This is a genomic window from Pseudomonas sp. JAI111 (genome assembly GCF_024809425.1).
Lineage (GTDB): Bacteria > Pseudomonadota > Gammaproteobacteria > Pseudomonadales > Pseudomonadaceae > Aquipseudomonas.
In genome coordinates, this window is the sequence record NZ_JANUCB010000007.1 from 24,615 (window position 1) to 51,006 (window position 26,392).

General features: G+C 59.9%; 17 protein-coding genes. 11 read left to right on the forward strand and 6 right to left on the reverse strand.

The genetic code is table 11. The features are described 5' to 3' along the window. Nucleotides 1-28 precede the first annotated feature (28 nt). The 10 genes from accB to HNR03_RS20930 all read left to right on the forward strand — a co-directional run bounded on the left by accB (nucleotide 29) and on the right by HNR03_RS20930 (nucleotide 12,511). Complete coding sequence (accB, locus tag HNR03_RS20885) at nucleotides 29-490, forward strand: acetyl-CoA carboxylase biotin carboxyl carrier protein (RefSeq protein ID WP_090176048.1); 462 nt, start codon at nucleotides 29-31, stop codon at nucleotides 488-490. 17 nt (nucleotides 491-507) lie between these two features. Beyond that, entirely contained in the window at nucleotides 508-1,866 is a 1,359-nt protein-coding gene (accC, locus tag HNR03_RS20890) for an acetyl-CoA carboxylase biotin carboxylase subunit (RefSeq protein ID WP_090176051.1), read from the forward strand. A gap of 297 nt (nucleotides 1,867-2,163) precedes the next feature. After that, complete coding sequence (gene prmA / locus HNR03_RS20895; protein WP_222589602.1) at nucleotides 2,164-3,042, forward strand: 50S ribosomal protein L11 methyltransferase; 879 nt, start codon at nucleotides 2,164-2,166, stop codon at nucleotides 3,040-3,042. A 30-nt stretch (nucleotides 3,043-3,072) separates the two neighbouring features. Then, nucleotides 3,073-4,287, forward strand: a complete 1,215-nt coding sequence (locus HNR03_RS20900; protein WP_222589601.1) for a DUF3426 domain-containing protein — start codon at nucleotides 3,073-3,075, stop codon at nucleotides 4,285-4,287. 185 nt (nucleotides 4,288-4,472) lie between these two features. Further along, entirely contained in the window at nucleotides 4,473-5,483 is a 1,011-nt protein-coding gene (gene dusB / locus HNR03_RS20905) for a tRNA dihydrouridine synthase DusB (RefSeq protein WP_208670221.1), read from the forward strand. Then, nucleotides 5,480-5,800, forward strand: coding sequence for a DNA-binding transcriptional regulator Fis (fis, locus tag HNR03_RS20910; RefSeq protein WP_007907419.1), 321 nt, complete (start codon nucleotides 5,480-5,482; stop codon nucleotides 5,798-5,800). The genes dusB and fis overlap by 4 nt, the downstream gene beginning before the upstream one ends. Nucleotides 5,801-5,881: 81 nt before the next feature. After that, nucleotides 5,882-7,489, forward strand: coding sequence for a bifunctional phosphoribosylaminoimidazolecarboxamide formyltransferase/IMP cyclohydrolase (purH, locus tag HNR03_RS20915; RefSeq protein WP_259155551.1), 1,608 nt, complete (start codon nucleotides 5,882-5,884; stop codon nucleotides 7,487-7,489). Nucleotides 7,490-7,677: 188 nt separating this feature from the next. Further along, nucleotides 7,678-8,973, forward strand: coding sequence for a phosphoribosylamine--glycine ligase (purD, locus tag HNR03_RS20920; RefSeq protein WP_259155553.1), 1,296 nt, complete (start codon nucleotides 7,678-7,680; stop codon nucleotides 8,971-8,973). A 99-nt stretch (nucleotides 8,974-9,072) separates the two neighbouring features. Then, nucleotides 9,073-11,850, forward strand: coding sequence for a hybrid sensor histidine kinase/response regulator (locus HNR03_RS20925; RefSeq protein ID WP_259155554.1), 2,778 nt, complete (start codon nucleotides 9,073-9,075; stop codon nucleotides 11,848-11,850). A gap of 64 nt (nucleotides 11,851-11,914) precedes the next feature. Beyond that, entirely contained in the window at nucleotides 11,915-12,511 is a 597-nt protein-coding gene (locus tag HNR03_RS20930; RefSeq protein ID WP_222589598.1) for a MarC family protein, read from the forward strand. Between the two features lie 53 nt (nucleotides 12,512-12,564). Here the strand turns inward: HNR03_RS20930 and HNR03_RS20935 are convergent, their stop codons facing one another. Then, nucleotides 12,565-13,392, reverse strand: coding sequence for a hypothetical protein (locus HNR03_RS20935; RefSeq protein WP_259155555.1), 828 nt, complete (start codon nucleotides 13,390-13,392; stop codon nucleotides 12,565-12,567). Between the two features lie 260 nt (nucleotides 13,393-13,652). On the opposite strand from HNR03_RS20935, the gene HNR03_RS20940 reads away from it, so the two are divergent. Next, a complete protein-coding gene (locus tag HNR03_RS20940; protein ID WP_259155556.1) occupies nucleotides 13,653-14,300 on the forward strand; it encodes a hypothetical protein in 648 nt (215 codons plus the stop codon). A gap of 92 nt (nucleotides 14,301-14,392) precedes the next feature. Here HNR03_RS20940 and HNR03_RS20945 read toward each other — a convergent pair whose 3' ends face one another. The 5 genes from HNR03_RS20945 to cobG form a co-directional block, all read right to left on the reverse strand. Then, nucleotides 14,393-21,469 carry a TcdA/TcdB pore-forming domain-containing protein gene (locus HNR03_RS20945; protein ID WP_259155557.1) on the reverse strand — a complete coding sequence of 2,359 codons (7,077 nt, stop codon included), beginning with the start codon at nucleotides 21,467-21,469 and terminating at the stop codon, nucleotides 14,393-14,395. Between the two features lie 534 nt (nucleotides 21,470-22,003). Further along, entirely contained in the window at nucleotides 22,004-23,707 is a 1,704-nt protein-coding gene (gene cobJ, locus HNR03_RS20950) for a precorrin-3B C(17)-methyltransferase (protein ID WP_259155558.1), read from the reverse strand. After that, nucleotides 23,707-24,438: a precorrin-2 C(20)-methyltransferase gene (locus HNR03_RS20955; protein WP_033063954.1), complete on the reverse strand. Its 732-nt coding sequence runs from the start codon at nucleotides 24,436-24,438 to the stop codon at nucleotides 23,707-23,709. Before HNR03_RS20955 ends, cobJ begins: the two co-directional genes overlap by 1 nt. Next, nucleotides 24,438-25,064, reverse strand: coding sequence for a precorrin-8X methylmutase (locus HNR03_RS20960; RefSeq protein ID WP_208670235.1), 627 nt, complete (start codon nucleotides 25,062-25,064; stop codon nucleotides 24,438-24,440). Before HNR03_RS20960 ends, HNR03_RS20955 begins: the two co-directional genes overlap by 1 nt. Beyond that, nucleotides 25,057-26,364 carry a precorrin-3B synthase gene (gene cobG, locus HNR03_RS20965; protein WP_310504611.1) on the reverse strand — a complete coding sequence of 436 codons (1,308 nt, stop codon included), beginning with the start codon at nucleotides 26,362-26,364 and terminating at the stop codon, nucleotides 25,057-25,059. The genes HNR03_RS20960 and cobG overlap by 8 nt, the downstream gene beginning before the upstream one ends. Nucleotides 26,365-26,392 lie beyond the last annotated feature (28 nt).

A 26,392-nucleotide genomic window follows, 5' to 3' on the forward strand; every position in this document is an offset into this window, starting at 1 on the left:
CTGACCGACCCTTGGGAGTTGATGATTCATGGATATCCGTAAAGTTAAGAAACTGATCGAACTGCTGGAAGAGTCCGGCATCGACGAGCTCGAGATCAAGGAAGGCGAAGAGTCCGTACGTATCAGCCGTCATAGCAAGACTCCGGCTCAGCAGTATTACGCACCTGCTCCAATGCACGCTCCGGCTCCAGCGCCTGTCGCTGCTGCCCCGGTTGCCGCTGCCGCTCCTGCTGCTCCGGCCGCCCCCGCGCTGAACGGCGCCGTTGCCCGTTCGCCGATGGTCGGTACGTTCTATCGCAAGTCTTCGCCATCCTCGCCGTCCTTCGTTGAAGTCGGCCAGACCGTGAAGAAAGGCGACACCCTGTGCATCGTCGAAGCCATGAAGATGATGAACCACATCGAAGCTGAAACCAGCGGTGTGATCGAATCCATCCTCGTCGAAGACGGCCAGCCGGTTGAGTACGACCAACCGCTGTTCACCATCGTTTGAACCGCGGAGAAACTTTGATGACTGCGAAGTTGGAAAAAGTTCTGATCGCCAACCGCGGTGAGATTGCCCTGCGGATCCTGCGTGCCTGCAAAGAGATGGGCATCAAGACTGTCGCCGTTTACTCCAAGGCCGACAAAGAGCTGATGCACCTGGGCCTGGCAGACGAATCCGTCTGCATCGGTCCGGCCTCTGCCGCGCACTCTTACCTGCACATCCCGGCAATCATCGCCGCCGCTGAAGTGACCGGCGCTACCGCCATCCACCCAGGCTACGGTTTCCTTGCGGAAAACGCTGATTTCGCTGAACAGGTCGAGAACTCCGGCTTTGCTTTCATTGGCCCCAAAGCCGACACCATTCGCCTGATGGGCGACAAGGTATCGGCCAAGCACGCCATGATCGCTGCGGGTGTTCCAACCGTTCCGGGTTCCGACGGCCCACTGCCTGAAGACGAAGAAACCGCTCTGCGCATCGGTCGCGAAGTCGGTTACCCGGTGATCATCAAGGCCGCTGGCGGCGGCGGTGGTCGCGGCATGCGCGTTGTGCATAAAGAAGAAGACCTGATCTCCTCGGCGAAACTGACCCGCTCCGAAGCGGGCGCAGCGTTCGGCAACCCGATGGTCTATCTGGAAAAATTCCTGACCAACCCACGTCACGTGGAAGTCCAGGTGCTTTCCGATGGCCAGGGCCATGCCATCCATCTGGGCGACCGCGATTGCTCGCTGCAACGTCGTCACCAGAAGGTTCTCGAAGAAGCGCCGGCACCGGGCATCGACGAGAAAGCCCGTGCTGAAGTCCTCGCTCGCTGCGTCAAGGCGTGCATCGACATCGGCTACCGTGGCGCCGGCACCTTCGAGTTCCTTTACGAAAACGGCCACTTCTACTTCATCGAGATGAACACTCGTGTCCAGGTAGAGCACCCGGTTTCGGAAATGGTCACTGGCATCGACATCGTCAAGGAGATGCTCAGCATCGCCGCTGGCAACAAGTTGTCGTACACCCAGGAAGACGTGGTCATCCGTGGTCACGCGCTGGAATGCCGGATCAACGCCGAAGACCCGAAAACCTTCATGCCAAGCCCAGGCACGGTCAAGCATTTCCACGCTCCAGGCGGCAACGGCGTTCGCGTCGATTCGCACCTGTACAGCGGTTATGCCGTTCCGCCGAACTACGATTCGTTGATCGGCAAGCTGATCACCTACGGCGCAACCCGTGAAGAAGCCATGGCGCGCATGCGCAATGCTTTGGACGAAATCGTTGTCGACGGGATCAAGACCAACATCCCGCTGCACCGCGACCTGGTCCGTGATGAAGGCTTCTGCAAAGGGGGTGTGAACATTCACTACCTCGAGCACAAGCTGGCAGGCGAGAAGCACTAAGCTTCGACCCTATCTACAAAGCCGCCTCCGGGCGGCTTTGTTGTTTCTGGGTATTTCATCCGAGCATCACACCGCCCCTGTGGGAGCGAGCTTGCTCGCGATGACGGCGTGTCAGGCGACATATATACCGGATGTGAGGCCCTCATCGCGAGCAAGCTCGCTCCCACAGGGTATGGCGCTCATCAGGAACTGTGCAGTGAGCACAGGCGACTCCCACAAATGCCCCGCGCTCGCGTAAACTTGCGCGCTTCTCGCAGCCCGCTAGGCTGCAATCTATATTTTTCAAAGGTGCCCGCCATGCCTTGGCTGCAAGTCCGTCTCGCCATCAGCCCAGAACAAGCCGAAACCTACGAAGACGCGTTCCTTGAAGTGGGCGCCGTGTCGGTGACCTTCATGGATGCCGAAGATCAACCGATCTTCGAACCGGAACTCAACACTACGCCGCTGTGGTCGCACACGCACCTGCTGGCACTGTTCGAAGGCGGCACCGAAGCCGCCTCCGTGCTGGCCCATCTTGAATTGCTGACCGGTAGCCCGCTGCCCGAGCACCACAGCGAAGTCATCGAAGACCAGGACTGGGAACGCAGCTGGATGGACGGTTTCCAGCCGATGCGTTTCGGCCAGCGCCTGTGGATCGTGCCAAGCTGGCACGCCGCCCCGGAACCGGACGCCGTGAACCTGCTGCTGGATCCGGGCCTGGCATTTGGCACCGGCACCCACCCGACCACCGCCCTGTGCCTGGAATGGCTCGACGGTCAGGACCTCAAGGACTGCAACGTGCTCGACTTCGGCTGCGGCTCTGGGATCCTGGCGATTGCCGCCCTGTTGCTGGGCGCCAAGCAAGCCGTGGGCACCGACATCGACGTCCAGGCACTGGAAGCTTCCCGTGACAACGCCGGGCGCAACAATATCGCCGAAGCGCTTTTCCCGCTGTATCTGCCGGAAGATCTGCCCCAGGTTCAGGCTGACGTGCTGGTCGCCAACATCCTGGCTGGCCCGTTGGTTGCCCTGGCGCCGCAGCTGTCCAGCCTGGTCAAGCCTGGCGGCCGCCTGGCACTGTCGGGCATCCTCGCCGAGCAAGGTGAAGACGTCGCCAAAGCCTACGCCCAGGACTTCGATCTGGACCCGATCGCCAATCGCGATGGCTGGGTGCGCATCACTGGCCGTCGGCGCTAGAATGAGCGCCTGCCTAAACCGGATCGCCGCATGACCGATAGCTTCGTCACTCAGTGCCCGCATTGCCAGACCAGCTTCCGCGTGAGCCACGCTCAATTGAGCGTGGCCCGTGGAGTGGTTCGTTGCGGCTCGTGCCTGCAGGTGTTCAACGCCGCCAAGCAGCTGCTTGACCAGCGGGCCGGCAAGGAAGCGGTCAAACCGGTCGCCCCGACCATCGTCGAACCGCCGGCACAGCGCGCCATCAGCCAAAAGCAATGGTCTGCCGCCGAGCTGGATCTGGACAGCCTGGACCTGGACGAAGAACTTGCCCGGCTCGAACAGCGGGAAATCCAGCCGACCACCGAATTCGGCCGGCACCGCGAAGACAGCCTGAGCGCTCGCCGCGATAACCCCGAACACGACGCTCCGTGGTCCGACAGTCTCTTCAGCGAATCGGCCGCCGATCGCGCCCAGGCGGTCGAAGACGACCAAAAGGAAGCGCGGACCGAACCGGGCAAGCACGCGCGCACTGAACCTTCGTTCTCGCTGGAACCGGTTGATCTGGACGACGAACCCCAGGTGCCGCAACTGCGCCTGAATGACCCGCTCGACATGCCCTTGCACCATGATCGCCTGTCGGCAACCGATGCACCTGAGGACGACCTGCCCCCGATCGTCCCCCTGCGCAAGCGACACGAGCGCAGTGAATCGACCGAACGTGCCGAGGCGTTGCAAGACCTCAGCGACGATCCGCTGCAACTGGATTGGCAAAAACGCCGCTCCCCCTGGGGCCGACGGCTGTTCTGGTCCCTGCTGGTGTTGCTCGGCGCAGTCGCGCTGGCGGGCCAATACGTCGCTTACCATTTCGATGAATTGGCACGCCAGGACCAGTACCGTCCGTGGTTCCAGCAACTGTGTCCGCAAATCGGCTGCACGGTGCCATCCAAGGTCGACATCGCAAAAATCAAAAGCAGCAACCTCGTCGTGCGCAGCCACCCCGAGTTCAATGGTGCGCTGGTGGTCGATGCGATCATCTACAACCGCGCGCCCTTCTCCCAGCCGTTCCCGTTGCTGGAACTGCGTTTCGCCGACCTCAACGGCCACCTGATCGCCAGCCGCCGCTTCAAGCCCGGCGAGTACCTCAACGGCGATCTTGAAGGAATGGCGGAGATGCCACCGCAGACGCCGATCCACATCGCACTGGATATCCTCGATCCAGGCTCCAAAGCGGTGAACTACAGCCTGAGCTTCCATTCGCCCGAGTGAAACGGTTCACCGTTACAGGCTTGACGGCATATTTCTGACTTTGACCGCTCATACCAAACCGCTGGCGATAACAGAATTACTGTTCAGATTTTGTTCAATTCAGCCTTTATCCAGTCATCGAGAGCGGGTATCATGCCAACCCTTTTTCGAACTCTCATGATCCGGCCCCACAACAGGGAAGTCCTATGTCGGCGGTACGCATCGGTCCATATACATTGCACAACGGCTTGATTCTCGCACCAATGGCGGGCGTCACAGACCAGCCCTTTCGTCAGCTGTGCAAGCGACTGGGCGCAGGACTTGTAGTCTCTGAAATGGTCACCAGCGACATGAGTTTGTGGAACACCCGCAAATCGCGGATGCGCATGATTCACGAAGGTGATCCCGAGCCTCGCTCGGTACAGATCGCCGGTGGCGATGCACAGATGCTTGCGGATGCGGCCCGAGCGAATGTCGAACTGGGCGCACAGATTATTGACATCAACATGGGCTGTCCGGCGAAGAAGGTCTGCAACAAGGCCGCCGGTTCCGCACTGTTGAAGGATGAAGCGTTGGTCACCGAGATCCTGCACGCCGTAGTGGCTGCGGTCGATGTGCCGGTCACCTTGAAGATCCGCACCGGCTGGGACCGGGACAACAAGAATGGTTTGACGGTGGCGAAGATCGCCGAGCAGGCAGGCATCACGGCGTTGGCGGTCCATGGCCGCACCCGTGCCGACCTGTACACCGGTGAAGCCGAGTACGACACCATTGCCGCGATCAAGCAGGCAGTGTCGATTCCGGTCTTCGCCAACGGTGATATCGATTCACCCGAGAAGGCCCGGTACGTACTCGATGCGACCGGTGCCGATGGCCTGCTGGTAGGCCGGGCAGCCCAGGGGCGGCCATGGATTTTTCGTGAGATCGATCATTTCCTGCGCACCGGCGAGAAACTCCCGGCACTGGAACTGATCGAGGTGGAACGCATTCTGCTAGAGCATCTGGCTGCACTGCACGTCTTCTATGGAGACGTCATGGGTGTCCGTATCGCTCGAAAGCATGTGGGCTGGTATCTCGCAACCTTGCCGGGCGCCAGGGAGTTTCGCGCCCACTTCAATCGTTTGGAAGATACGGAAGCACAATGCGCCAACGTTCAGGGCTTCTTCGCCGAACGTTATAAGAGCCTGACAGGGGACGGAGAAGGGGTGGCCGCATGACGATGATGACCGAGACTTTAGTGAGTGGAACAACACCCGTGAGCGACAACGTGAATTTGAAACAGCACCTCAACACGCCGAGCGAAGAAGGTCAGACCCTTCGCGGGAGTGTCGAGAAAGCGCTGCACAATTATTTCGCCCACCTTGAGGGCGCTGCCGTCACGGATGTGTACAACCTGGTGCTCTCCGAAGTCGAGGCTCCCCTGCTCGAGTGCGTGATGAACTACGTCAAGGGCAACCAGACCAAGGCCAGCGAGCTGCTCGGACTCAACCGGGGCACGCTGCGCAAGAAACTCAAGCAGTACGATTTGCTGTAAGCATTCAATCAAACCAGAAAGGCGCCCGCGTAAAAACGGTCGCCTTTTTTGCTGACTCCTTTGCTTTTGATGGAAATTGAAATGACCGACCAGACTACCCGCCTGCCGATCCGCCGCGCCTTGATCAGCGTTTCCGACAAGACCGGGATCCTTGAATTCGCCAAGGAGCTTGAAGCCCTGGGCGTCGAGATCCTCTCCACCGGTGGAACGTTCAAGCTGCTGCGCGACAACGGTGTTGCCGCAGTGGAAGTCGCCGATTACACCGGTTTCGCAGAAATGATGGACGGTCGGGTCAAGACCCTGCACCCGAAAATCCACGGCGGGATCCTCGGTCGTCGCGGTATCGACGACGCCATCATGAACGAACACGGCATCAAGCCGATCGATCTGGTGGCGGTCAACCTGTACCCGTTCGAAGCCACCATCAACAAGCCAGGTTGCGACCTGCCGACCGCCATCGAAAACATCGATATCGGCGGCCCGACCATGGTCCGTTCGGCAGCAAAAAACCATAAAGACGTGGCCATCGTGGTCAACGCCAGCGACTACGCCAGCGTCCTCGACAACCTCAAGGCCGGCGGCCTGACCTACGCTCAGCGTTTCGACCTGATGCTCAAGGCCTTTGAACACACCGCCGCTTACGACGGCATGATCGCCAACTACATGGGCACCGTGAACCAGGCCGCTGAAACCCTCAGCACTGAAGGTCGCAGCGAGTTCCCGCGCACCTTCAACAGCCAGTTCGTCAAGGCTCAGGAAATGCGCTACGGCGAGAACCCGCACCAGAGCGCGGCGTTCTACGTGGAAGCCAAGCCTGCTGAAGTCGGCATCGCCACCGCGACCCAACTGCAAGGCAAAGAGCTGTCGTACAACAACGTGGCCGACACCGACGCCGCGCTGGAATGCGTCAAGAGCTTCGTCAAGCCGGCCTGCGTGATCGTCAAGCACGCCAACCCGTGCGGCGTGGCCGTAAGCCCGGACGCCGAAGGCGGCATCCGTCAGGCCTACGAACTGGCTTATGCCACTGACACCGAATCGGCGTTCGGCGGCATTATCGCGTTCAACCGCGAGCTGGATGCTGAAACGGCCAAGGCCATCGTCGAGCGTCAGTTCGTCGAAGTGATCATCGCGCCATCCGTCAGCGAAGAAGCCCGCGCCATCGTGGCCGCCAAAGCCAACGTGCGTCTGCTGGCCTGCGGCGAATGGTCGGCTGACCGCGCCCCTGCTTGGGACTACAAACGTGTCAACGGTGGTCTGCTGGTACAGAGCCGCGACATCGGCATGATCAGCGCCGACGACCTGAAAGTCGTGACCAAGCGCGCACCGACCGAGCAAGAGATCCACGACCTGATCTTCGCCTGGAAAGTGGCCAAGTACGTCAAGTCCAACGCCATCGTCTACGCCAAGAACCGTCAGACCATCGGTGTCGGCGCCGGCCAGATGAGCCGCGTGAACTCGGCCCGTATCGCGGCGATCAAGGCTGAACACGCCGGCTTGCAAGTGGCAGGATCGGTGATGGCATCGGATGCGTTCTTCCCGTTTCGCGACGGTCTGGACAACGCGGCCAAGGTTGGCATTACCGCAGTGATCCAGCCAGGCGGCTCGATGCGTGATGCTGAGGTGATTGCTGCTGCCGACGAAGCTGGCATCGCCATGGTTTTCACCGGCATGCGCCACTTCCGTCACTAATCAGACAACGGCCGCACTGAAGCCGGCATCTGCTGCGTTGGAGGCTACCTTGATGATGCTCATTGCCAAAAGGCAACTCCGCTCATCAAGGTAGCCTCCGCCTTGCATCTACCAGCTTCATTGCGACCTCCTACAGCGTAAGCGCTTTAGGTTCTAAAACAGAATTAGCGTCATCCGAGGTTTTTGAAATGAATGTTTTGATCATTGGCAGCGGTGGCCGTGAACACGCCCTGGCCTGGAAAGTGGCTCAGGATCCGCGCGTGCAGAAAGTGTTCGTCGCCCCGGGCAACGCCGGTACGGCCACTGAAGCCAAGTGCGAGAACGTCGCCATCGACGTGCTGGCCCTTGAGCAACTGGCTGACTTTGCCGAGAAAAACGTTTCCCTGACCATCGTCGGCCCGGAAGTGCCACTGGTCGCAGGCGTGGTCGATCTGTTCCGCTCCCGTGGCCTGGATTGCTTCGGTCCGACCGCTGGCGCCGCTCAGCTGGAAGGCTCGAAAGCCTTCACCAAGGATTTCCTCGCACGCCACAAGATCCCGACCGCCGACTACCAGAACTTCACCGAGATCGAGCCGGCACTGGCTTATCTGCGTGAAAAAGGCGCACCGATCGTGATCAAGGCCGACGGCCTGGCTGCCGGTAAAGGCGTCATCGTTGCCATGACCCTGGCCGAAGCCGAAGACGCCGTACGCGACATGCTCGCGGGCAACGCCTTTGGCGAAGCCGGTTCGCGCGTTGTGATCGAAGAGTTTCTGGATGGCGAAGAAGCCAGCTTCATCGTCATGGTCGACGGCAAGAATGTACTGCCGATGGCCACGAGCCAGGACCACAAGCGCGTCGGCGACGGCGACACCGGCCCCAACACTGGCGGCATGGGTGCTTACTCCCCTGCCCCGGTGGTTACTGCCGAAGTTCATCAGCGGGTCATGGACCTGGTGATCTGGCCGACAGTGCGCGGCATGGCCGAGGAAGGCAACGTCTACACTGGCTTCCTGTACGCGGGCTTGATGATCGACAAGGCTGGTAACCCAAAAGTTATCGAGTTCAACTGCCGTTTCGGTGATCCTGAGACCCAACCGGTGATGCTGCGCTTGCAGTCGAGCCTGGTGTTGTTGGTCGAAGCCGCCCTGGCGCAAGCCCTGGACAAGGTCGAAGCGCAATGGGATCCACGTCCGAGCGTCGGGATTGTGCTGGCAGCTGGCGGTTACCCGGGCGACTACGCTAAAGGCGTCGCCATCAACGGTCTGGAAGCCGCCGCTGGTCTGGAAGGCAAAGTCTTCCACGCCGGCACTGCGCTCAAGGACGGTCAAGTGGTGACGGCCGGTGGTCGGGTGCTCTGCGCTACCGCCATGGGCGCCAGCGTCGATGCTGCCCAGCAGCAGGCTTACAAGCTGGCGGCCAGGATTGATTGGGAAGGCTGTTTCTATCGCAAGGACATTGGCTACCGTGCCATTGCCCGCGAGCGTGGCGAAAATCAGGAATAAGCGATCCATTCAGCCGGGCAAGGGCCTCAGGCCCTTGCCGGACTATTCGGGCGCCGCGCATAGTACTAATCTGGCATCAACCTACGAAGGGATTTCGCCGTGCGCTGGCTCAGGATTGCCATAGGTTTCACTGTCACATTGCTGACCTTGCTCTGCATGCTCCCGGCGTCGGCCGCGCAAGGCAGTGGCTGGGCAGTATTGCTTGATGAACAGGGCGACCTGCAGCTGAGCGACATCCGTTCCGCTCGCTACACCAATCAATTCAGCCCTACCGAACTGGACCGCCTGACTGCGGCCGAGCCCGGAGGGGCGTTGTGGCTGCGCTTCAGGCTGGCGCCCGGCAAACACGAGCAATTGCTGCGAGTGTTTGCGCCGGACCTGTCGCACCTCAACCTGTATGTGCTCGACGGCGACACGCTGATCGATCAATTGAACACCGGCACCTCGCAGCCCCAGACTGACCGTCCCCTGCCCAGCAGCGACTTCATGTTGCCGCTGCCACAAAGCGACAAGCCCCTCGATGTCTACCTGCGGCTCGTGTCCGAACACCAGTTGCGGCCTTTCATTACCCTGCAATCGGCGATCATGACCGCCGCCAACCAGAAGCAGACGCTGATTTACGGCCTGCTGTTCGGTTGCATCGGGATGCTGATCCTGCACAACCTCGTGCGCTATGCGTACACGCGATCGCGCAGTAGTTTGTGGCTCGCCGGATGCGAAGCGCTGTTGATGCTCAGCCTGCTGTTGCTGCTGAACCTGGCCGGACCCTGGCTACCAGACTGGCATGCCGTGCAGACGCCGGGCGCTTATCTTGCCTTGCTGCTGACGGCGCCCTGCGGCCTGATGTTCGCCTATCGTTTCTTCGCCCCACTCGGCCCGCACCCGCTGAACAAGCTTTTGCTGGGGGACATCCTGTTCATCGTGGTCTGCGGCTTGTTGCTGTTGTTCGTCAACACGCTGCCGCTCAATATCATGACCTACGCCCTGGTGGCGCTGGCCGGCCTGAGCATGTTGTTCGTCGGCGCCCATCACTGGCAAAAAGGCTATCGCCCGGCTCGCCTGTTCGTTGCGGCGATGGTGGTGTTCAACATCGGCACGCTGATCATATTGCCGGCCCTGCTGGGGCTAACCCAAGTTGCCCCGCAAGGCCTGATCATCACGCTGCTCGCGTTCATCTGCGTCAGTGGCCTGCTGATGAGCATTGCCCTGAGTGAACGACAGCGCAGCATCACTGAGGATCGCTTCAGCGTCAGTCGAGACCTGGCAGCCAGCAATGCCGAGATCAACGCCAAGGCCGAATTCCTCGCCAAGATCAGCCATGAGATCCGCACCCCGATGAATGGCGTGCTGGGCATGACCGAGTTGCTGCTGGGTACGCCCCTGTCGGTCAAACAGCGTGACTATGTGCAAACCATCCACAGTGCCGGCAACGAACTGCTGACACTGATCAACGAGATTCTCGACATCTCCAAGCTCGAGTCCGGGCAGATCGAACTGGACGATGTGCAGTTCGACCTCAATGCCCTGATCGAAGACTGCCTGAGCATCTTCCGCGCCAAGGCCGAACAGCAAAACGTCGAGCTGATCAGCTTCATCCAGCCGCAAGTGCCACGCGTCATCAGCGGTGACCCGACGCGCCTGCGCCAGACCTTGCTGAGCCTGCTGGAAAACGCCCTCAAGAAAACCGACGAAGGCGAGATCCTGATCGTCGTCGCCCTCGATGACCGCAGCGCCAAACCGCGCTTGCGCATCGCCGTGCAGGACAGCGGCGTGCCGATGGAACCCGAAGAGCGTGATGCCCTGATGCACGCCGAGCTGCACAGCAAGCACTTCCTCTCGGCGACCAGCCTGGGCGGTAATCTGGGGCTGGTGATTGCCCGCCAGTTGATTCGCCTGATGCAGGGTGAATTCGGTATCAAGAGCGGCGCCAACCAGGGCAGCACCTTGTGGCTGACCCTGCCACTGGACCCTGATCGACTCGAACATCCGACCTCGGACCTCGATGGCCCGCTGCAAGGTGCACGCGTGCTGGTGGTCGACGACAACGACACCTGCCGCAAGGTGCTGGTGCAGCAGTGCAGCGCCTGGGGCCTGAACGTCAGTGCCGTTCCGTCGGGTAAAGAGGCATTGGCATTACTGCGCACCAAAGCGCACTTGCGCGACTACTTCGATGTGGTTCTGCTCGACCAGAACATGCCCGGCATGACCGGCATGCAACTGGCGGCCAAGATCAAGGAAGACCCGAGCCTGAACCACGATATTCTGCTGATCATGCTCACCGGCATCAGCAACGCACCAAGCAAGATCATCGCGCGCAACTCCGGGATCAAACGTATCCTGGCCAAACCGGTGGCCGGCTACACCCTCAAGACCACCCTGGCGGACGAGCTGAACCAGCGCAACAAAGGCCAGGCCATGTCGCAGCAATTGCCAACAGGCCCGATGCTTCCGGTCAAGGTCCCAAGCGATTTCCGCATCCTGGTGGCGGAAGACAACAGCATCTCGACCAAAGTGATTCGCGGCATGCTCGGCAAGCTCAATCTGCAACCGGACACCGCCAGCAATGGTGAAGAAGCCTTGCAGGCGATGAAAGCCCAACGCTATGACCTGGTGTTGATGGACTGTGAAATGCCCATCCTTGACGGGTTCTCGGCGACTCAGCAGTTACGTGCCTGGGAAGTCGGCAATCAGCGGATTCGTACACCGGTGGTGGCATTGACCGCGCACATTCTCGCCGAACACAAGGAGCGCGCACGCCAGGCCGGCATGGACGGGCACATGGCAAAACCGGTCGAGCTGTCGCAGCTGCGCGACTTGATTGAGCACTGGGTAGCGGAACGGGATCAGCAAAACCGGGCGACGGCTCAAACCTCCTGAGCCGACAGACCTCGTAACGCCTGATAGACTCCCCCTCGACTTTCCCAGACTGTGAGCCTGCACCATGCTCCATGTGTTATTCAGCGTTTACCTGAAGATGCTGGTGCTCTATAGCCCGTTCTTCGTGTTGTCCTGCTTCATCAGTCTGACCCGCGGCTATTCGCGCAAGGAACAACGGCGCCTGGCCTGGAAAGTGGCGATTGCCACCCTGGTGTCCAGCATCCTGCTGTACCTGTTCGGGCGCGTGATTTTCAGCGTCTTCGGCATTACCGTCGACGCGTTCCGCATCGGTGCCGGCAGCGTGTTGTTCATCTCGGCATTGGGCATGGCCCAAGGCAAGTCAGCGGTACAGACCGACAATGTCCAGCAGGATGTGACGATCGTCCCGCTGACCATTCCCCTGACGGTCGGCCCCGGCACCATCGGCGCCTTGCTGGTAATGGGAGTCAGCCAGCCGCATTGGGACGACAAGCTCACGGCGATTCTCAGTATTGCCTTGGCCAGTTTTACGGTTGGCGTGGTGCTTTACCTGTCGAACCGGATCGAGCGGATTCTCGGCGACCAGGGCTTGCAGATCGTCAGCCGGTTGATGGGTTTGTTTGTCTGTGCGCTCGCGGCGCAAATCATCTTTACCGGGGTCAAGGGCTATCTGGTTCCCTGACTTCTGCGCGTGATAAAAAAGGGCCGATGGCATGACGCCATTGGCCCTTTTTTTTAGCTGATTGCGTTCTTGCGTCGTTGAAACCGTTTGCTCAGTGCCGCCTTGTAATACTGCCCAAGGTACTCTTCCAGATCATCCTTTAGTGCCGCGTAACGAAGTGGGTTAAAGGTCATGTAAGCGTTGCCACGAAAAATATCCACATTCGACGCTTTCCAGTCAAAAAAGAGAGGCTCTTTTTTGTTGCTGTCATCGATGCAATCAATCGAAGTCAACGAAGTGAGAATGATACCGTTCGCCAGTTGATCACAGGGCATGACGGCGAGCCGGACCCCCTTCTTCTTGATCACTTCACTGTTGAACAACTTGATGGCTTCAGGTTCTTTCTTAAGAGCACCTAACGCGCTGTCGGCAATCGCACCGAGAACTGCAGCGCCGGGCAGCGCCGCTTTCGCCGCATCAACACCCGCTTTGACGATATCGGTAACGATGTTATCCATTGTTAACTGATGCGCACTCTTCTGATAGGAGGTGTAACCAGAGTCGGCGACTAAACAACCTGCTTCATCCATGCATTTCAGGAAAGCGAGATACCAGTCTTTGGGATTATCACTTGGAACTTCGTAGCTCGCCTCCAGCTTCGCAAACTTGATCAGGTTTTCAATAATCGCCATGTTTTCAAGGGAGATGTTTGCCCCATAACCCACCAGAGTATCGGCCAATACCACCGCATCCAGTTCTTTGGTGGGGTTACTCATGACGGCGGCTACCGCCTGCCGTTTTACCCGACCAATCGCTGGCTGCAATAACCGGCGCTTATCAATGCGAGCCTTTACCAAAGCGATGCTATTTTCGACACTAACAGCACTTTCCATAACGTCCATATTCATTATTCCTTTCGTAGATTTATATAGGCCCTCGGGGCACTTCTGAAATCTAACGCACTGCCCACACATCAACAAACCGAATTTAAATTCCGTATATGTACAACAACAACTTCGCACCCACCGCACCCACAACAAACTAAAACCAAGAAACATAATCACAGCACATTCGCGCCCGCGCCCACTTAGCCGGCTGTAATCTGCATCAGCGACATACTGCTCGCACACTTCAAATTATTCATGTTAATCAAGAGTGACTTATGCGTAACGAAACACCTTCTGGCGTGGTGACACACCACAATCTTATTTCCTGTATCGACGAACTATCCTTGCAAGACTATGACGATTTAACTGACTGCACTCGTCTTTCAACAAGTTCGGCTGACCTCGCTCACAATCGCTTTGGCAACTCACAAAGCTGGCTGGATGAATATGTGCGCACACTGATGTTTCTGGGCTGGTCGCTCCATGACGGGGCCATCACGACACGCACCCGCGTTACTGTTTCCGGGAGCATTGCCGATTTTCTGGTGCAACGCGCGCAAACCATGAACCCCAGGCAGGGTAATGCCATGATCGACACCCTGGATGCGCTGGTCTCCGATCAGCCCGCCGTCCTGTCACTGGACGAGGAAAGTCTTAAAGGGCAGCGTTTCCAGGTGGCTCCGTCTCGCTACGACTCAAGCGGGAATCTTCACATGGCCATCTTTAATCTTGAGCTGGTTGCCAATACAGCACAAAGCCGCTTTTTGTTTTGGCCTTGGGACAATCAATCAGCAAAGCTCGTGCAGCAGAGTGCGTTTCTTAAATTGAATAGAAATGTGCTCGACACAAAAAGGGCATTCATGGCGACTAAACTACGCGACAAGATCATGAAACGATTTGCTTTGAGGAGGAGGCAGCCATAAACGGCCGGAACGCGCCGCTGTTCTCCATAAACAAAAACGCCCCAAAAGGGGCGTTTTCGCATAGTGGCGGAAAGGGTCCTACCTTCGTACCGTCAAGCCATCGCTGGAAGCTCCGGCACCGACGGCGCACGGCTCAACGACAAGAGTTGTTTAAACCCGATACTTTGCGGGTGTCCCTTTTGCGCCACCAGTGTGGCGACCAAGGTCGACACCGCGCACGACACATCCCCTTCCATCGAGAGAAACACATCCCCACGCCCGCTCACATCACCGCCATGCACGCCGCGGAATATCAAACTGTGCCCGCTGTCCGCATCGACAATCACCAAGTGCTCATCCACCAGGCTCGCCCATAACTGATCGGCGACCTTGATATCCCAGATCAGCTTGCCTGCAATCAAAGGCCGCTGGCCCAGTGCATAGCGGCAATCGACAATCACCGATTCAAGCTTCAACCAGATCGCCTGGGTGAGTCGGCTCGTGACAGCGCCTTGTCCCATCCTGAGGACCAGGATGCTGACATCATCGGCGAGCAACGCCAGCAGGTCCTGACTCCTCGCCGGAGCGTCGATCACCTGCACTTCGCCCGTTCGCTGGACATAGTCGAGTGGCCCGGCATGGCCCTTTTGCGGATAGCTGCTCAGGCGCCCTTCTGGTCGTTCATACAGCAGCACGCTGGTTTGCTTCTGTGTGCCGATCAGCTCGTAGGCGAACTTTATGTCGGCATTCGGGACGCGGATCAATCGCCCGGTTTTAACCACGAACCATTGGTGGCTGTCGGGCGCGGCGACGGTTAGAAAAGGGGCGCATCGATGTTCGTTCGCCAGCGCCAGCAAGGCCTCGCTCAAGTCACCGTCATGGCTGGCAACCCAATGACCATCGACGCCGGTAATCAACGCCGGCTCCCGATAATCCAAAGCCAGCTGGATGCCTTCAGGCGTTGTTGCCCGCAGGCCCGTACCGTCGACCGTCACCTCGGCAAAGCGCCACGAATCCCACTCCTGCTGCGGTGCCGGCACTGCCATCGCGGACACCTGTTGTGATCCCTCGGCGAACGCCTTTTCCAGAACCACGACGTCGATGAAGTCCTGCCGATACACGCCTCCCGTTGAAAGATCAAACAACCAGACGGCCTGCCCATCCGGGGTGACATTGAGCAAGCGCACCGGTTTTCCATGGCCAAGGCTCGAGAGCAGGAGCCGATCGCCCACGTACCAGGCGCACAACTTCGCGTCGCCTGGGGTCCTGGCCAAACCCAGCAAGGCAAAGCTTGAGACCGGGTACTGCGTCGCAATGCCGGGCAGTGCCGACCACCACTGCGGCCGATCCCGGAACCAGGCGTCGGCGAGCCCGCCGAACTGCAGATGCCCCTGTTCGTTCAGATTGAAAAACAGCCCGGTATCGGTGAGGGCGACATAACCCGAATCAAGGGCAATCACCTCCTTCAACCCTGTCGGCGTGATGTGCATGTTGACCCATTGCCCGCGATCGCCTGCCACTGACCATTGCTGGCGCACCAGAGTGCGCTGGGTCTTATCGAAGATGACCATCACGTCGGCATCAGCGCCGGCAGGGGTAATCAGCACCAGGTCGTCCAGCGTCTTGATCGAATCCGGCCACCCTCGTGCACGATGCCCACGGGCAGGTGCGCGAATGATCATGCGATCCCTGTCGCGAACCCACACCAGATCCCGCACATCGGCCTCAATCAGCCAGCAGACAGAGATCAAAGCCGCAAACTGCCAGTCAACCGTCTGACTGGCCTTGGGCGGCACAAAGTCGCCCAGGATCGGCGTCCAGTCAGCCAGCGTATCCCCCGCCAACAATGTCGCTAACGCAGGCTCGAGGTTGCGGGTGATGGAGCACAGCAACGCTCTCTGCTCGTGAACGAGGAAGACGAGTTCATCATGAGAACCGTCCTCGCGCGACACCTTCTGGACGATCTGAATGGCACCGCTGGCCAGGAGAGTAACGCCGGTGATTTGTGTTTCGGCATTGGTCACCCACAGGCGATAGCGCTGGATGAGCGTGCCGGTGGTCGCGTCGACCTGCCAGATTTCATACCCCTGGGGATGATAAAAGTAGGCGCAACCCTGAACGACGGTGCCCAGCATGACCTCGTCGGCCAGCAACACGTCGTGGTTACGGATGTACAGAAAACGATCCTGAGCCGCATCGTAAAAGGCCACGACGGTTCTGGGCTCGTCGGGCTTTTCGAAGGGAACGACAAACCCGTGGACCGGGGTGTAAGGCATCGCCAGCCTGTGCGCTTGAGCCAGCGTCTTGAAGTGATCGAGTAATGCCTGCTCATCAAGCGTGACGTCGGCTTCTTCCTCGATCAACACCAATTGCAGGGTGTTCTGGTCCAGTCGCATGACTTTGTTGCCCGCCAGTTTGAACAGCACCTCGCGCCGGGCGGTCCCCGTCAGTTTGACCTCGACCGTGCCGGCTGAGAATTGGTCGGCACGTGTTATATGGAGAGCCTCTTCGTCCAGCCAGCGGGCTTCAATCACCCAGCGCATGACGCCATTACCCGGCGCATCGAGCTCCAGGCTGACACCGGGATTGAGCAGGACGGAGCACTGGGCGCCGGCACCCTCGATACGGTAGGTAATCAGGCCGTGCCACTCCTTGGGCAGCACGGGCACCACCAACGAGCGCTCGAGGCGGTCGAGGCGGACGTTGAACACGGTGGGTTTGTAGACAGGGTTCAGCCGACTGATCACGTATTCGCCGGGAAACGAATAGAACGAGAACAGAAACTGCAATCGACCGTCGCTGTCTTTCTGCTCCAGGCGACGCGCCGTATCGAACCCGGCGTCATGACGGGTCGTGACAAAAGGCAACAACGTGTAATCGTAGCCGTACCAGGTTTTTGGCGTGCAGGGCAGCACGATCGCCTGGCCGGCCAGTGGCTTGAACGCAGCCGTGGCAGGCAGTCCAAGCCCCTGACGGATATCGATGGCGCGCTTATAGTCGACATCGAAATCCGGGACACCCAGGTGGTCATGCAACGGGAATAATCTCGGGCTGTCGAAGCGCACGGTCGATGCGCGCAGGTCCAGTTCGGCGAATCCCGGCAGTGGATGAGCGATCCAGGTATTGGAGGCCTCGTCCAGGTGATAGCCGCCCTGTCGGTAAGCCTTTTCGAGGCGGTCAAAGAATAGCCCGACCTGCTTGGCTTCTTCTGCGATAGCTGCGAACCCTTCAGCCAGCGCGGCAACGCCCACGGCCAGACCGCCCAGAATGACACTCACGCCGCCCAACACTGCCGCAGCCGTACCGGCCCCGACCAGACCGGCGCCAATGCCCGCGGCAGCCAGTGCCGCGCTGGCGGAATCGAAGGCCAACTGAGTGCCAAACTGCGCCTTTTGGATGTCATTGGCCGCGTGGTTCAACTGATAGATATCGAACCCGACATTCACCAGCCCCAGCACGGTTCCCACCCCTTCATTGCCGATATGCCCCAGCGCCCCGCGCACTAACGGAGCACTGGTTCGAGCAATAATCTTCTCGTCGTTCAGCGCCTGCCGGACCAGTTGGATAACGCCCAGCACATCCACCACGTTGCCATGGAGCAACTGGGCATGGTTCACATAGGCATGCAGGCGAATGGCCGTGGTCAGGGCATTGTTCTCTTCACTGGCGGCCCCTTCGTGATGACGCAACGCGTTCATCAAGGCTTGAACGGAAAAACCGGCGTTGAGGGTGTGGACGCTGCCGGCCTCCGTGGGATCAACCTCGTTGACGCGCTGGCGGCCGCCCAGGGTTTCGAACACCCGGGACAGGTATTGCTTGATCCCGATGAATCGATGATCGCCGGTGCTGACAACCGTAATGGCTTGTTCGGCTTTGGGATTGACCAGACTCAACGTGTACTCGCCGGTCGGCGTGACGTGCAGCGTTTCAAACAACGGCACGGTATCCGCTGACAGTTGATGCTGCGCCTGTAACTGGCGGGTCGCCTGCGCAATCTGCTCTCCCCACCCCTGCGCATCAAGCTCCAGCAACGAACGCCCCAGCGCGGCGTTGTTCACCAGGGACTGGCCACGACCGCTGGCCAACCGTTGCCGTAGCGGGGGCGCCATCTGCTCCGGCAGCGGCCCGGGTTCAAACAGACTGGAAAGCGGGAGGCCGGAGTGGAACAGCTGCCGGTTCAGTGCGTGGCCGTCGAGTGCGATCAGGTCAAACTGCGGATGACCCCCGACGAAGGACGCAGCGTAGTTCCTGGCCATTTCGTGCTGGATGAAAAACGCGGTCAGCGCCTTGCTGAACGATTCCGCTCGATCGAATTCGAAGACGCCAAAATTCGGATCGAAAAAATGCCAGGTGCTCTGCCCGCCATTGACTGTTTTGGCGACCAACATGGCATGGCTGTCAGTGTTGAGCAGCAAGGTGCAGGTCGAGGGTTGAGCCTCCAGTCGTGCCACGACAGCCGCCAGATCGGCGCGAGGCAATGCCATGCCGATCTCGCTGAGCTGAATGCCGCTAAGCTCCTCGAGCATGCTCAAGAAGGATTTGGAATCACTGTCCCTGGCGGCGATGACGCCCAGATAAAACCGCTCGCGCAAGGTGTTGCCCGCCTGACCGCCCTTGGTGATTGCACCGGCCATGCTCAAGGCCAGGGGCAGGCAACGGCCAGCCACGCGGTCGCCGGTTCCTTCGAGCAACAAATCCTGCGGCACCAGTTTGAAATAGCCCTCGTCAAAACTGCCCAGCACTTCCTCAGCACGTTCGACAATCCGGGTCCGGTATTCAAGCTTCGCCACTTGCTGAATCCGGGCGACAGACTGGCCCCATTGATACAGCGTCAGGTCCTGCGCAAGCGTTTGCTGCCGGAGCTGCGTAGCTGTTTCAACGAAGCTCGGCGAATGTTCGGAACCACTGCTCAACCCGGCCTCGAAAGCGGGGCTGTGCACATTGAACACTGCATGTTCTATCGCCGAATAAGCGAGGGAGGGCCCCAGCTCCGCCACCGTATTGGCAAGGTTTTCCAGCTTTGCACTGACGGCGTCGAAGCTTCGGTTATCCAGCATCGTGGCCCCCGACAATGCCCCCAGCATCAGGCGTTGCAACGGATTCACCTGGCCTATGGGCAGCGATTCCCTGGCGATCCGGTTGAGCAATTCACCCACCGCCAGATCTCGCGTGTCGGGGTCGGGGAGCGAAGCAGGCGGCCGAACACTGGCCTGCTGCGCGATGATCATTTGCCGGTCCTCGAAGCTCAGGGATACCCATCGATCGAATGTCACGCTGCCGCTATGGCGTTGACGCATGGCCTCGAGGAACGGCTTGCCGAGATGATCGGCCAGGCGCTGCAACACATCGGTGATCAGCACATGGCGACCTTCGATAACCGGCCAGCCTTCCTCGAAATCAATACTTTGATAGTCAAGCAACTGCGTCAGATCACCGGCGTAGCGCGCCTTGAACGCCCCTGCGTTCCAGCGTTTTTTTTCCTCGGCGAGCCATTCGTGAGCATTGCCCTCGGCCTCTTTCCAGGAGTGGTCCAGCTCCTCTTCGGTAAAGCGGTTGACGCTATCGGCGAGTATCGCCTCGGCGTTCCATTGTTCAACAAGTCCGGCGGTGTAAGGCACCTGCAAGGCATCAGCCATTGCGCGGCGTACCGCTGCAGGTCCAGTGAGATAGATGGTGCCGTCACTGCCCGGCAGCAGGCCATCACCAAAATAGCCGACGACGCCCCTCATCAAGTATTCGACATCCACTCCTTCAAGATCGGGCAACCTGTCAAAGGGGCCGAAGGTTTGCTGCGCAACTTCCTTCGCTATTTTGCTCAGCGCCTGAACATCGGACAAAGGGACGCCGTCCTGGACGGCCCGCTGCGTCACTGCGTCGAGAAAGTCGTAGTTGATCCTGAAGCGCTTGAGCACGGCACCCAGCATTTGCGACTTCGCGTGCGCCATCAAACATGCATTGTTGAGGCTGCTGGAGTCGATGACAGCGCGCAAACCATCGAGTCGTACACGTTGGTCTTGTGGCAGAAGAAAAACATCGGTCAACGCAGGTGTGTTCCTGGCAAAGCGCTCCAGGGACTCGCGATGCTCCAGAGGAATACTCTCCAGATAACTCGCGTACTTGTTTCCCTCACGGCCCGGCATCCACTGCGGGTTGTTATTGAGCAGCAACTGCAAAACGCCCAATCGCGCGTTGGGACGCAAGTGTCTGATATCCACCTCGCCAACCGAGTCGACCAGTGGCGGTAGATTATCGACATCGGAATAAATACCGCCTTCGGCAAATAACACTTCGACCCGCACCACATCAGAGGCCGCTGCCAGGTTTCCCCGTAGTCGGATTTCACGCTGATAAATATCGTTCACTTGAAACGAAGACTGTTCTGTTTTTACATCCCGTCGTTCCAGCCCCTCGAGGGCGACGCTGCGCAGGTTTTTATCGCGCAGCGCCTTGAGCGCAACTTCATCCTGAGCATAAGCACTCACGAGAAGATCAACTCTCGCGTCGTCGGCGCTGCCGCCTTTTTTTACCACCTCGTTGATATGCTCAAACATCTGCGTCTTGAGCACGATCGCCCGCTCTTCGTAGAGTCGCTCCAGTTCTCCGGGGTTATCGAGCGTGTCTCCTCCTTGGGTCATGGCGTGCGCTTTCGCTGCCTGGATAATGATCCGGTTGGTTTCGTGGGCGAGCAGCTCGTCACTGTCATACCAGAGTTTCAAGGTATAACCCCGGTGCGCCAACACCTGCTTCCAGACATTGATGTAGTCGCGCTGAATAGCCCCCAGACCGCCCCCCAGCCAGACAAAATGCAGGATCTTCGGCACTTCGACGGGCATCGATTGAAGGAGCGAGACGTGGCTGTTCAAGCGCTCCTGAAAGGCTTCGACCCTGTCATGAATCTCCATCAGGTCCGGCGCCTGCGTCCCTTTGGGCTGAGGCGGGCGTTCCAGCTCAGAGGCGCGCCGACGGCGACCTTGCGGTGTCTGCAAGGACGCCAGGGCTTCCTTGAGCAATGCCACGGGTTCACGTTGCCGCTCGGGGGCCAAGTCACGGGTACACGCAAGGTAATACCGCACGATCGCCTCGTATTCGGCCGTTCCTTTGAAATCTTCGAGCGCCGTTTCAAGTTCAGCGAGTTGAAACAAAGCGGCAAATCCCTTGACCCCGTCCGCCACCCGGTTATCGATATTCATAACGCATCACATCCTGTCATCGTTGAGAACGCTGGATAAAAAACAGTGGGTGGCGCAGTGCAATGCCTCGATATGTAATCGGAGCGCGCCCCATCGTTAATGATTGGAAAAATTAGAAAAAGAGCTGATTAAACAATGCTTAATCGAGCAAGCCCGCAACTGCACTTACCACTGCAACTTGCACAGCAGTGCAATCACCGCCTTCTAAAAACACTAAACGACGACCACAACAACTTCAACCAACTCAAAACCCATTAATTAATTACACTTATCCCAATATATAAGTGTAACTTTTGATCTTTGCCTGACATGTTTATTAACGATACGCGCACGACCGCAAACAACATGGGCTGTGTCGGTTGTTTCACAACGTGACGGTCGGAGTAACGAAGAGTCCTGGGTGGACGAGGGCATTTTCCAGGCGCGTTATGGCGATGTACGACGGGTTTGCGAGCGAGTTTCCAGGGAGGCGCGGTGACAAATCCTACGCACGGAAACGAGGGAGCTGCGGCCAGCCGGGCTGGCCGCGATGGCTTAACCGGCTGGCTTGTCGCCGTACCAGCGTGGCGTATACACCCACTGACCGCCCTCGACACGAGGGAAAGTGCAGGTTGTGGAAGAACCGATCAGCACCATGGTGCGCATGTCCACCTGATCCGGGGTCAACTGCCCCAACGTGATAACACGCAGGGTCTGCCCCGGACGGCCGATGTCCCGACCCAATACCACCGGCGTTTCAGCGGTACGGTGCTGCGCGACAATCTCCAGCGCACGCCCCAGTTGCCATGGGCGGGAACGGGATATCGGGTTATAGAACGCCAGCGCCAGATCGGCCTGAGACGCCAGGTCCAGACGTTTTTCGATGATCGCCCATGGCTTGAGGTTGTCCGACAGCGACATGACGCAGAAGTCATGCCCCAGCGGCGCACCGGCCTGGGCCGCCGTCGCCAGCGACGCAGAGACGCCCGGAAGGATTTCCAGGTCAACGCTATGCCAGCTCGGCTCACTCGATTCGTGTAACGCTTCAAGCACGGCAGCGGCCATGGCAAACACGCCGGGATCACCCGACGATACGACCACCACCGAGCGCCCTTGAGCGGCCAGTTCGAAAGCATGGCGAGCGCGCTGCATTTCCTCGCGATTGTCGGTGCAATGCAGCACCTGATCATCACGAAACGGACCGGCCATGCGCACGTAGGTTTCGTACCCGAGCACATCGTTGGCGCGTGCCAGTTCGGCCTTGACCGCCGGCACCATCAGCTCGGCGGCACCCGGGCCCAGGCCGATCACCGCAAGACGTCCGCGTGCACGACCGATCTGCGCCAGGTCCAGCGGCTGGCTCGCCAGCGCAATCGCCAGGCCGTTGCCTTGGAAAACGATGGCGGCGTCCGGCAGCGCGTGGCGGGCCAGTTCGCTGACGTCGCCACCCACCGAGGCAAAACGCAGCGGCACACCCAACTCAAGCGCTGCTTCACGCAGCGCCGGGTTGGCCATCTGCTGATCGCTGGCCAGCAGGCACGCCAACGATTGCACAGCGATGTTCGCCTGCCGCAACGCCGCGCGAATGGCACTCGGCACCTGGGTTATTTCGCCACTCACAGCCACCAGCACGCTGCGCGGGTAGATCATCAACTCATTGGCCGCTGGGGCGCGCTCGGCACTGCCGATGTGGATCGACAACGGTGCCTCGGGATCTTCCGGCAACTGCGCTTGAGCCAGCCAGGGCGCAGCACCTTCGATGCGCACGTGTTGACCTGCCAGCAGGTCCGAGACAAAGCGTTTGCCCAGTTCCAGATCACCCAACGTATAACCGCTCGGTGGATTGAGCAGGCATGTGCCAAAGCGCAATTCGCCACTGGTGGTGATGGCCGCAGAGACGTCGAGCGCGGCGGCGATTTCTCGCGCCATGACGTTCACCCCACCCAGCCCGCCCAACAGCGGCACGACAGCGCTGCCGTCTTCGGCCACGGCCAGAACCGCTGGCTCGGCGCCTTTTTCCAGCAGCAACGGAGCCAGTGTGCGGATGACGATGCCGGCCGCGCACAAGGCAATGACCGGGATGTCCTGTTGATAGAACTCACGCAATGTCGCGCCAAACTCGTGATAGACGCGGTCGGCGCCTTCAACCCGCCCGGCCAGGCCATGGATCAATGCGCCGGGATACACCTGCTGAATCTTGCGCGCAGTGGCAAGGCTGCCATTGCCCAGAATGACAATGGCCGGAACTGGACGGGACATCAGCCTTGCCACCTTTCGCCGGGAACGATGATCAACGAGAAGTACGGCGAGGACATCGGCTCGACCTGATCCAGCGGCACGATTTTCTGATTGGCCATGGTCGCGCGCTCGACGTACAGCGCACGCTGCGCCAGGCCGAGTTCTTCGAGCACCTGGCGGACCTTGGGAAAGTTGCGCCCCAGCTTCATGATCACCGCCGCATCGGCATCGGCCAGACGACGCTTGAGATCGTCATGGGGCAGCACGCCGGACAGCACCGACAGGCTCTGATTGCGATACACCAGCGGCGCGCCCAGAACGGAAGCGCCACCTAGCATCGAGCAGACACCCGGCACCACTTCGGCTTCGTAACGCTCGGCCAGACGATCGTGCAGGTACATGTAGGAGCCATAGAAGAACGGATCGCCTTCGCAGATCACCGCCACGTCCCGGCCAGCGTCCAGGTGCGCGGCGAGTTCTTCGCCGGCCGCATCGTAAAAATCGCTGATCACTTGCTCGTACGACAGCGGCGCCGGCAACGCCTCGGTGGTCACAGGGTACACCAGTGGCAGCAGTGTTTGCGCGTCCTGCAAATGCGCTTCGATGATGCCGAAGGCGTTGCCCTTTTTGCCCTTGGCGACGAAATACGCCACCACCGGCGATTCGCGCAACAGGCGCAGGGCTTTGACGGTAATCAGTTCCGGGTCACCGGGGCCGACGCCCAGGCCGATCAAGCGTCCAGGCTGCTGCATCATTCGATCTCCGTGGCGAGGGCATTGACGGCAGCCGCGGCCATGGCGCTGCCACCCAGCCGGCCCTGCATGATGACAAACGGCACGCCGCGACTGTCCGCCGCCAGCGCTGCTTTCGATTCGGCGGCGCCGACGAAGCCCACCGGGAAGCCAAGAATCAGCGCCGGTTTCGGTGCGCCCGCGTCGAGCATTTCCAACAGATAAAACAGCGCGGTCGGCGCGTTGCCGATCACCACCACACTGCCTTCCAGGTGCGGACGCCACAGTTCCAGTGCGGCGGCGGAGCGGGTGTTGCCCAGCTCAAGGGCCAACTGCGGGACACTGTCGTCGCGCAGGGTGCAGATGACTTGATTGTTCGCGGGTAAGCGCGTGCGGGTCACGCCTTCGGAGACCATCCGGGCATCACACAGAATCGGCGCGCCAGCGGCCAGCGCATCGCGCCCGGCCTTGCCCGCGCCCTCGGAAAATTGCAGTCCATCGATGGCATCGACCATGCCGCACGCGTGGATCACCCGCACCGCGAGTTTTTCCAGGTCTGCTGGAATACGCGCAAGGTTGGCCTCGGCACGAATGATCGCGAAGGAGTTGCGATAGATCTCCTGACCGTCGCGGATGTAATCAAGCATCAAGGGGGCTCCGTGAGCGGGCGTCGAGCAAGGCCGCGACCGCTTCAATAGTAAGGTTGCGTGCGTGCAGCGCGCCGAATCCCGGCTGCGCTGCATCGCGAAAATAGAGGTCGTAGTGACCGGGAGAAACCGCCAGCAACGTCATCGGCGCAATGTGCGCCGCCGCGCAGGAACGTTGGCAACCGGACACATGCACGTCCAGGGTCCTGCCGTGGCTTTGCAGCAACGCCGCCAACCGCCGGGCATCGCCCTTGGTGTCGGCCAGGCCTTTGCCGCAGCCGGTCGAGCCGGTGCAGGCAATGAGGTGCGCGAGGGCATCATCTGCCGAGCAGCGCAGGCCGAGCTGTTCGAGGCTGTGGATAACTTGAGCCGCCTCGTCGACTGCGACACCGGGCAACAACAGACTTTGCCAAGGCGTGAAACGCAGACTGCCATCGCCGCGTTCTCGCGCCAGTTGCGCTGCGCCCCTGAGCATCTCGGGATTGAGGCGGCCCAACGGCGGCACCGCGCCGATATAGACATGCCCGGCATCACGCTGCGGATGCGCGCCGATATGCAAGACATCTGGGCTGACTGTGCGCTGCCAGCTATCGATGGACTTCAACGGCACGCGCTCGGCCAGGCGGGCGAGAAACAGGTCGAGCGAGCATTCGCTGAGCAAGTGCCGCATCCGGGTCTGCTCGGGGCGCGCGCACTCCAGAAACAACTCCAGCACCGCGACCACCAACGCGTGCCCCTGCTCCAGCGACACCGCGCCCGCTGGCAGGTCCACCGGACATCCCGCCAAGCCGAAGGCGAAGACCCGCTCGCCGTCACGCTCGGTGGCGGACAACCACAGATCATGGGGATGTTCGAGCATCGCCAGACCTTCGCCGCCATCGAGCTGCACGGCGAATTTGGCGCTGAGGTCGTGGAAACGTGCATGGCTTTGCAGCGTGGCAAGGATCTGCCCGGCCAGCGGACGCGTGTCGAAGAGCATCTGCTGATCGATGCCGGCGCTCGGGCTGAGCATCAGATTGCGCACATCGTCGCCGGCGGCGCTGCTTGGGCCCAGGCCGGCGGCCATCAGGCTGTCGATCAAGGCAGTGTGTTCGCTGCCGATCCCGCGAATCTGCAGGTTGGCGCGGTTGGTTGCCTCGATCACGCCGCCGGCAAAGCGCTCGGCGGCCTCTGCCACCGCGTCGGCCTGCGCCGCACTGATCGAGCCGCCATTCAATTTGATCCGGCAAATGCCGCCATCCAATGCCTGGACGATACGCAGCAACCCCGGGCAGGCCGAGGGGCGTAAGGCGGTGGACATCGGACGTTCGTTCAAGGGCGCGACCGGC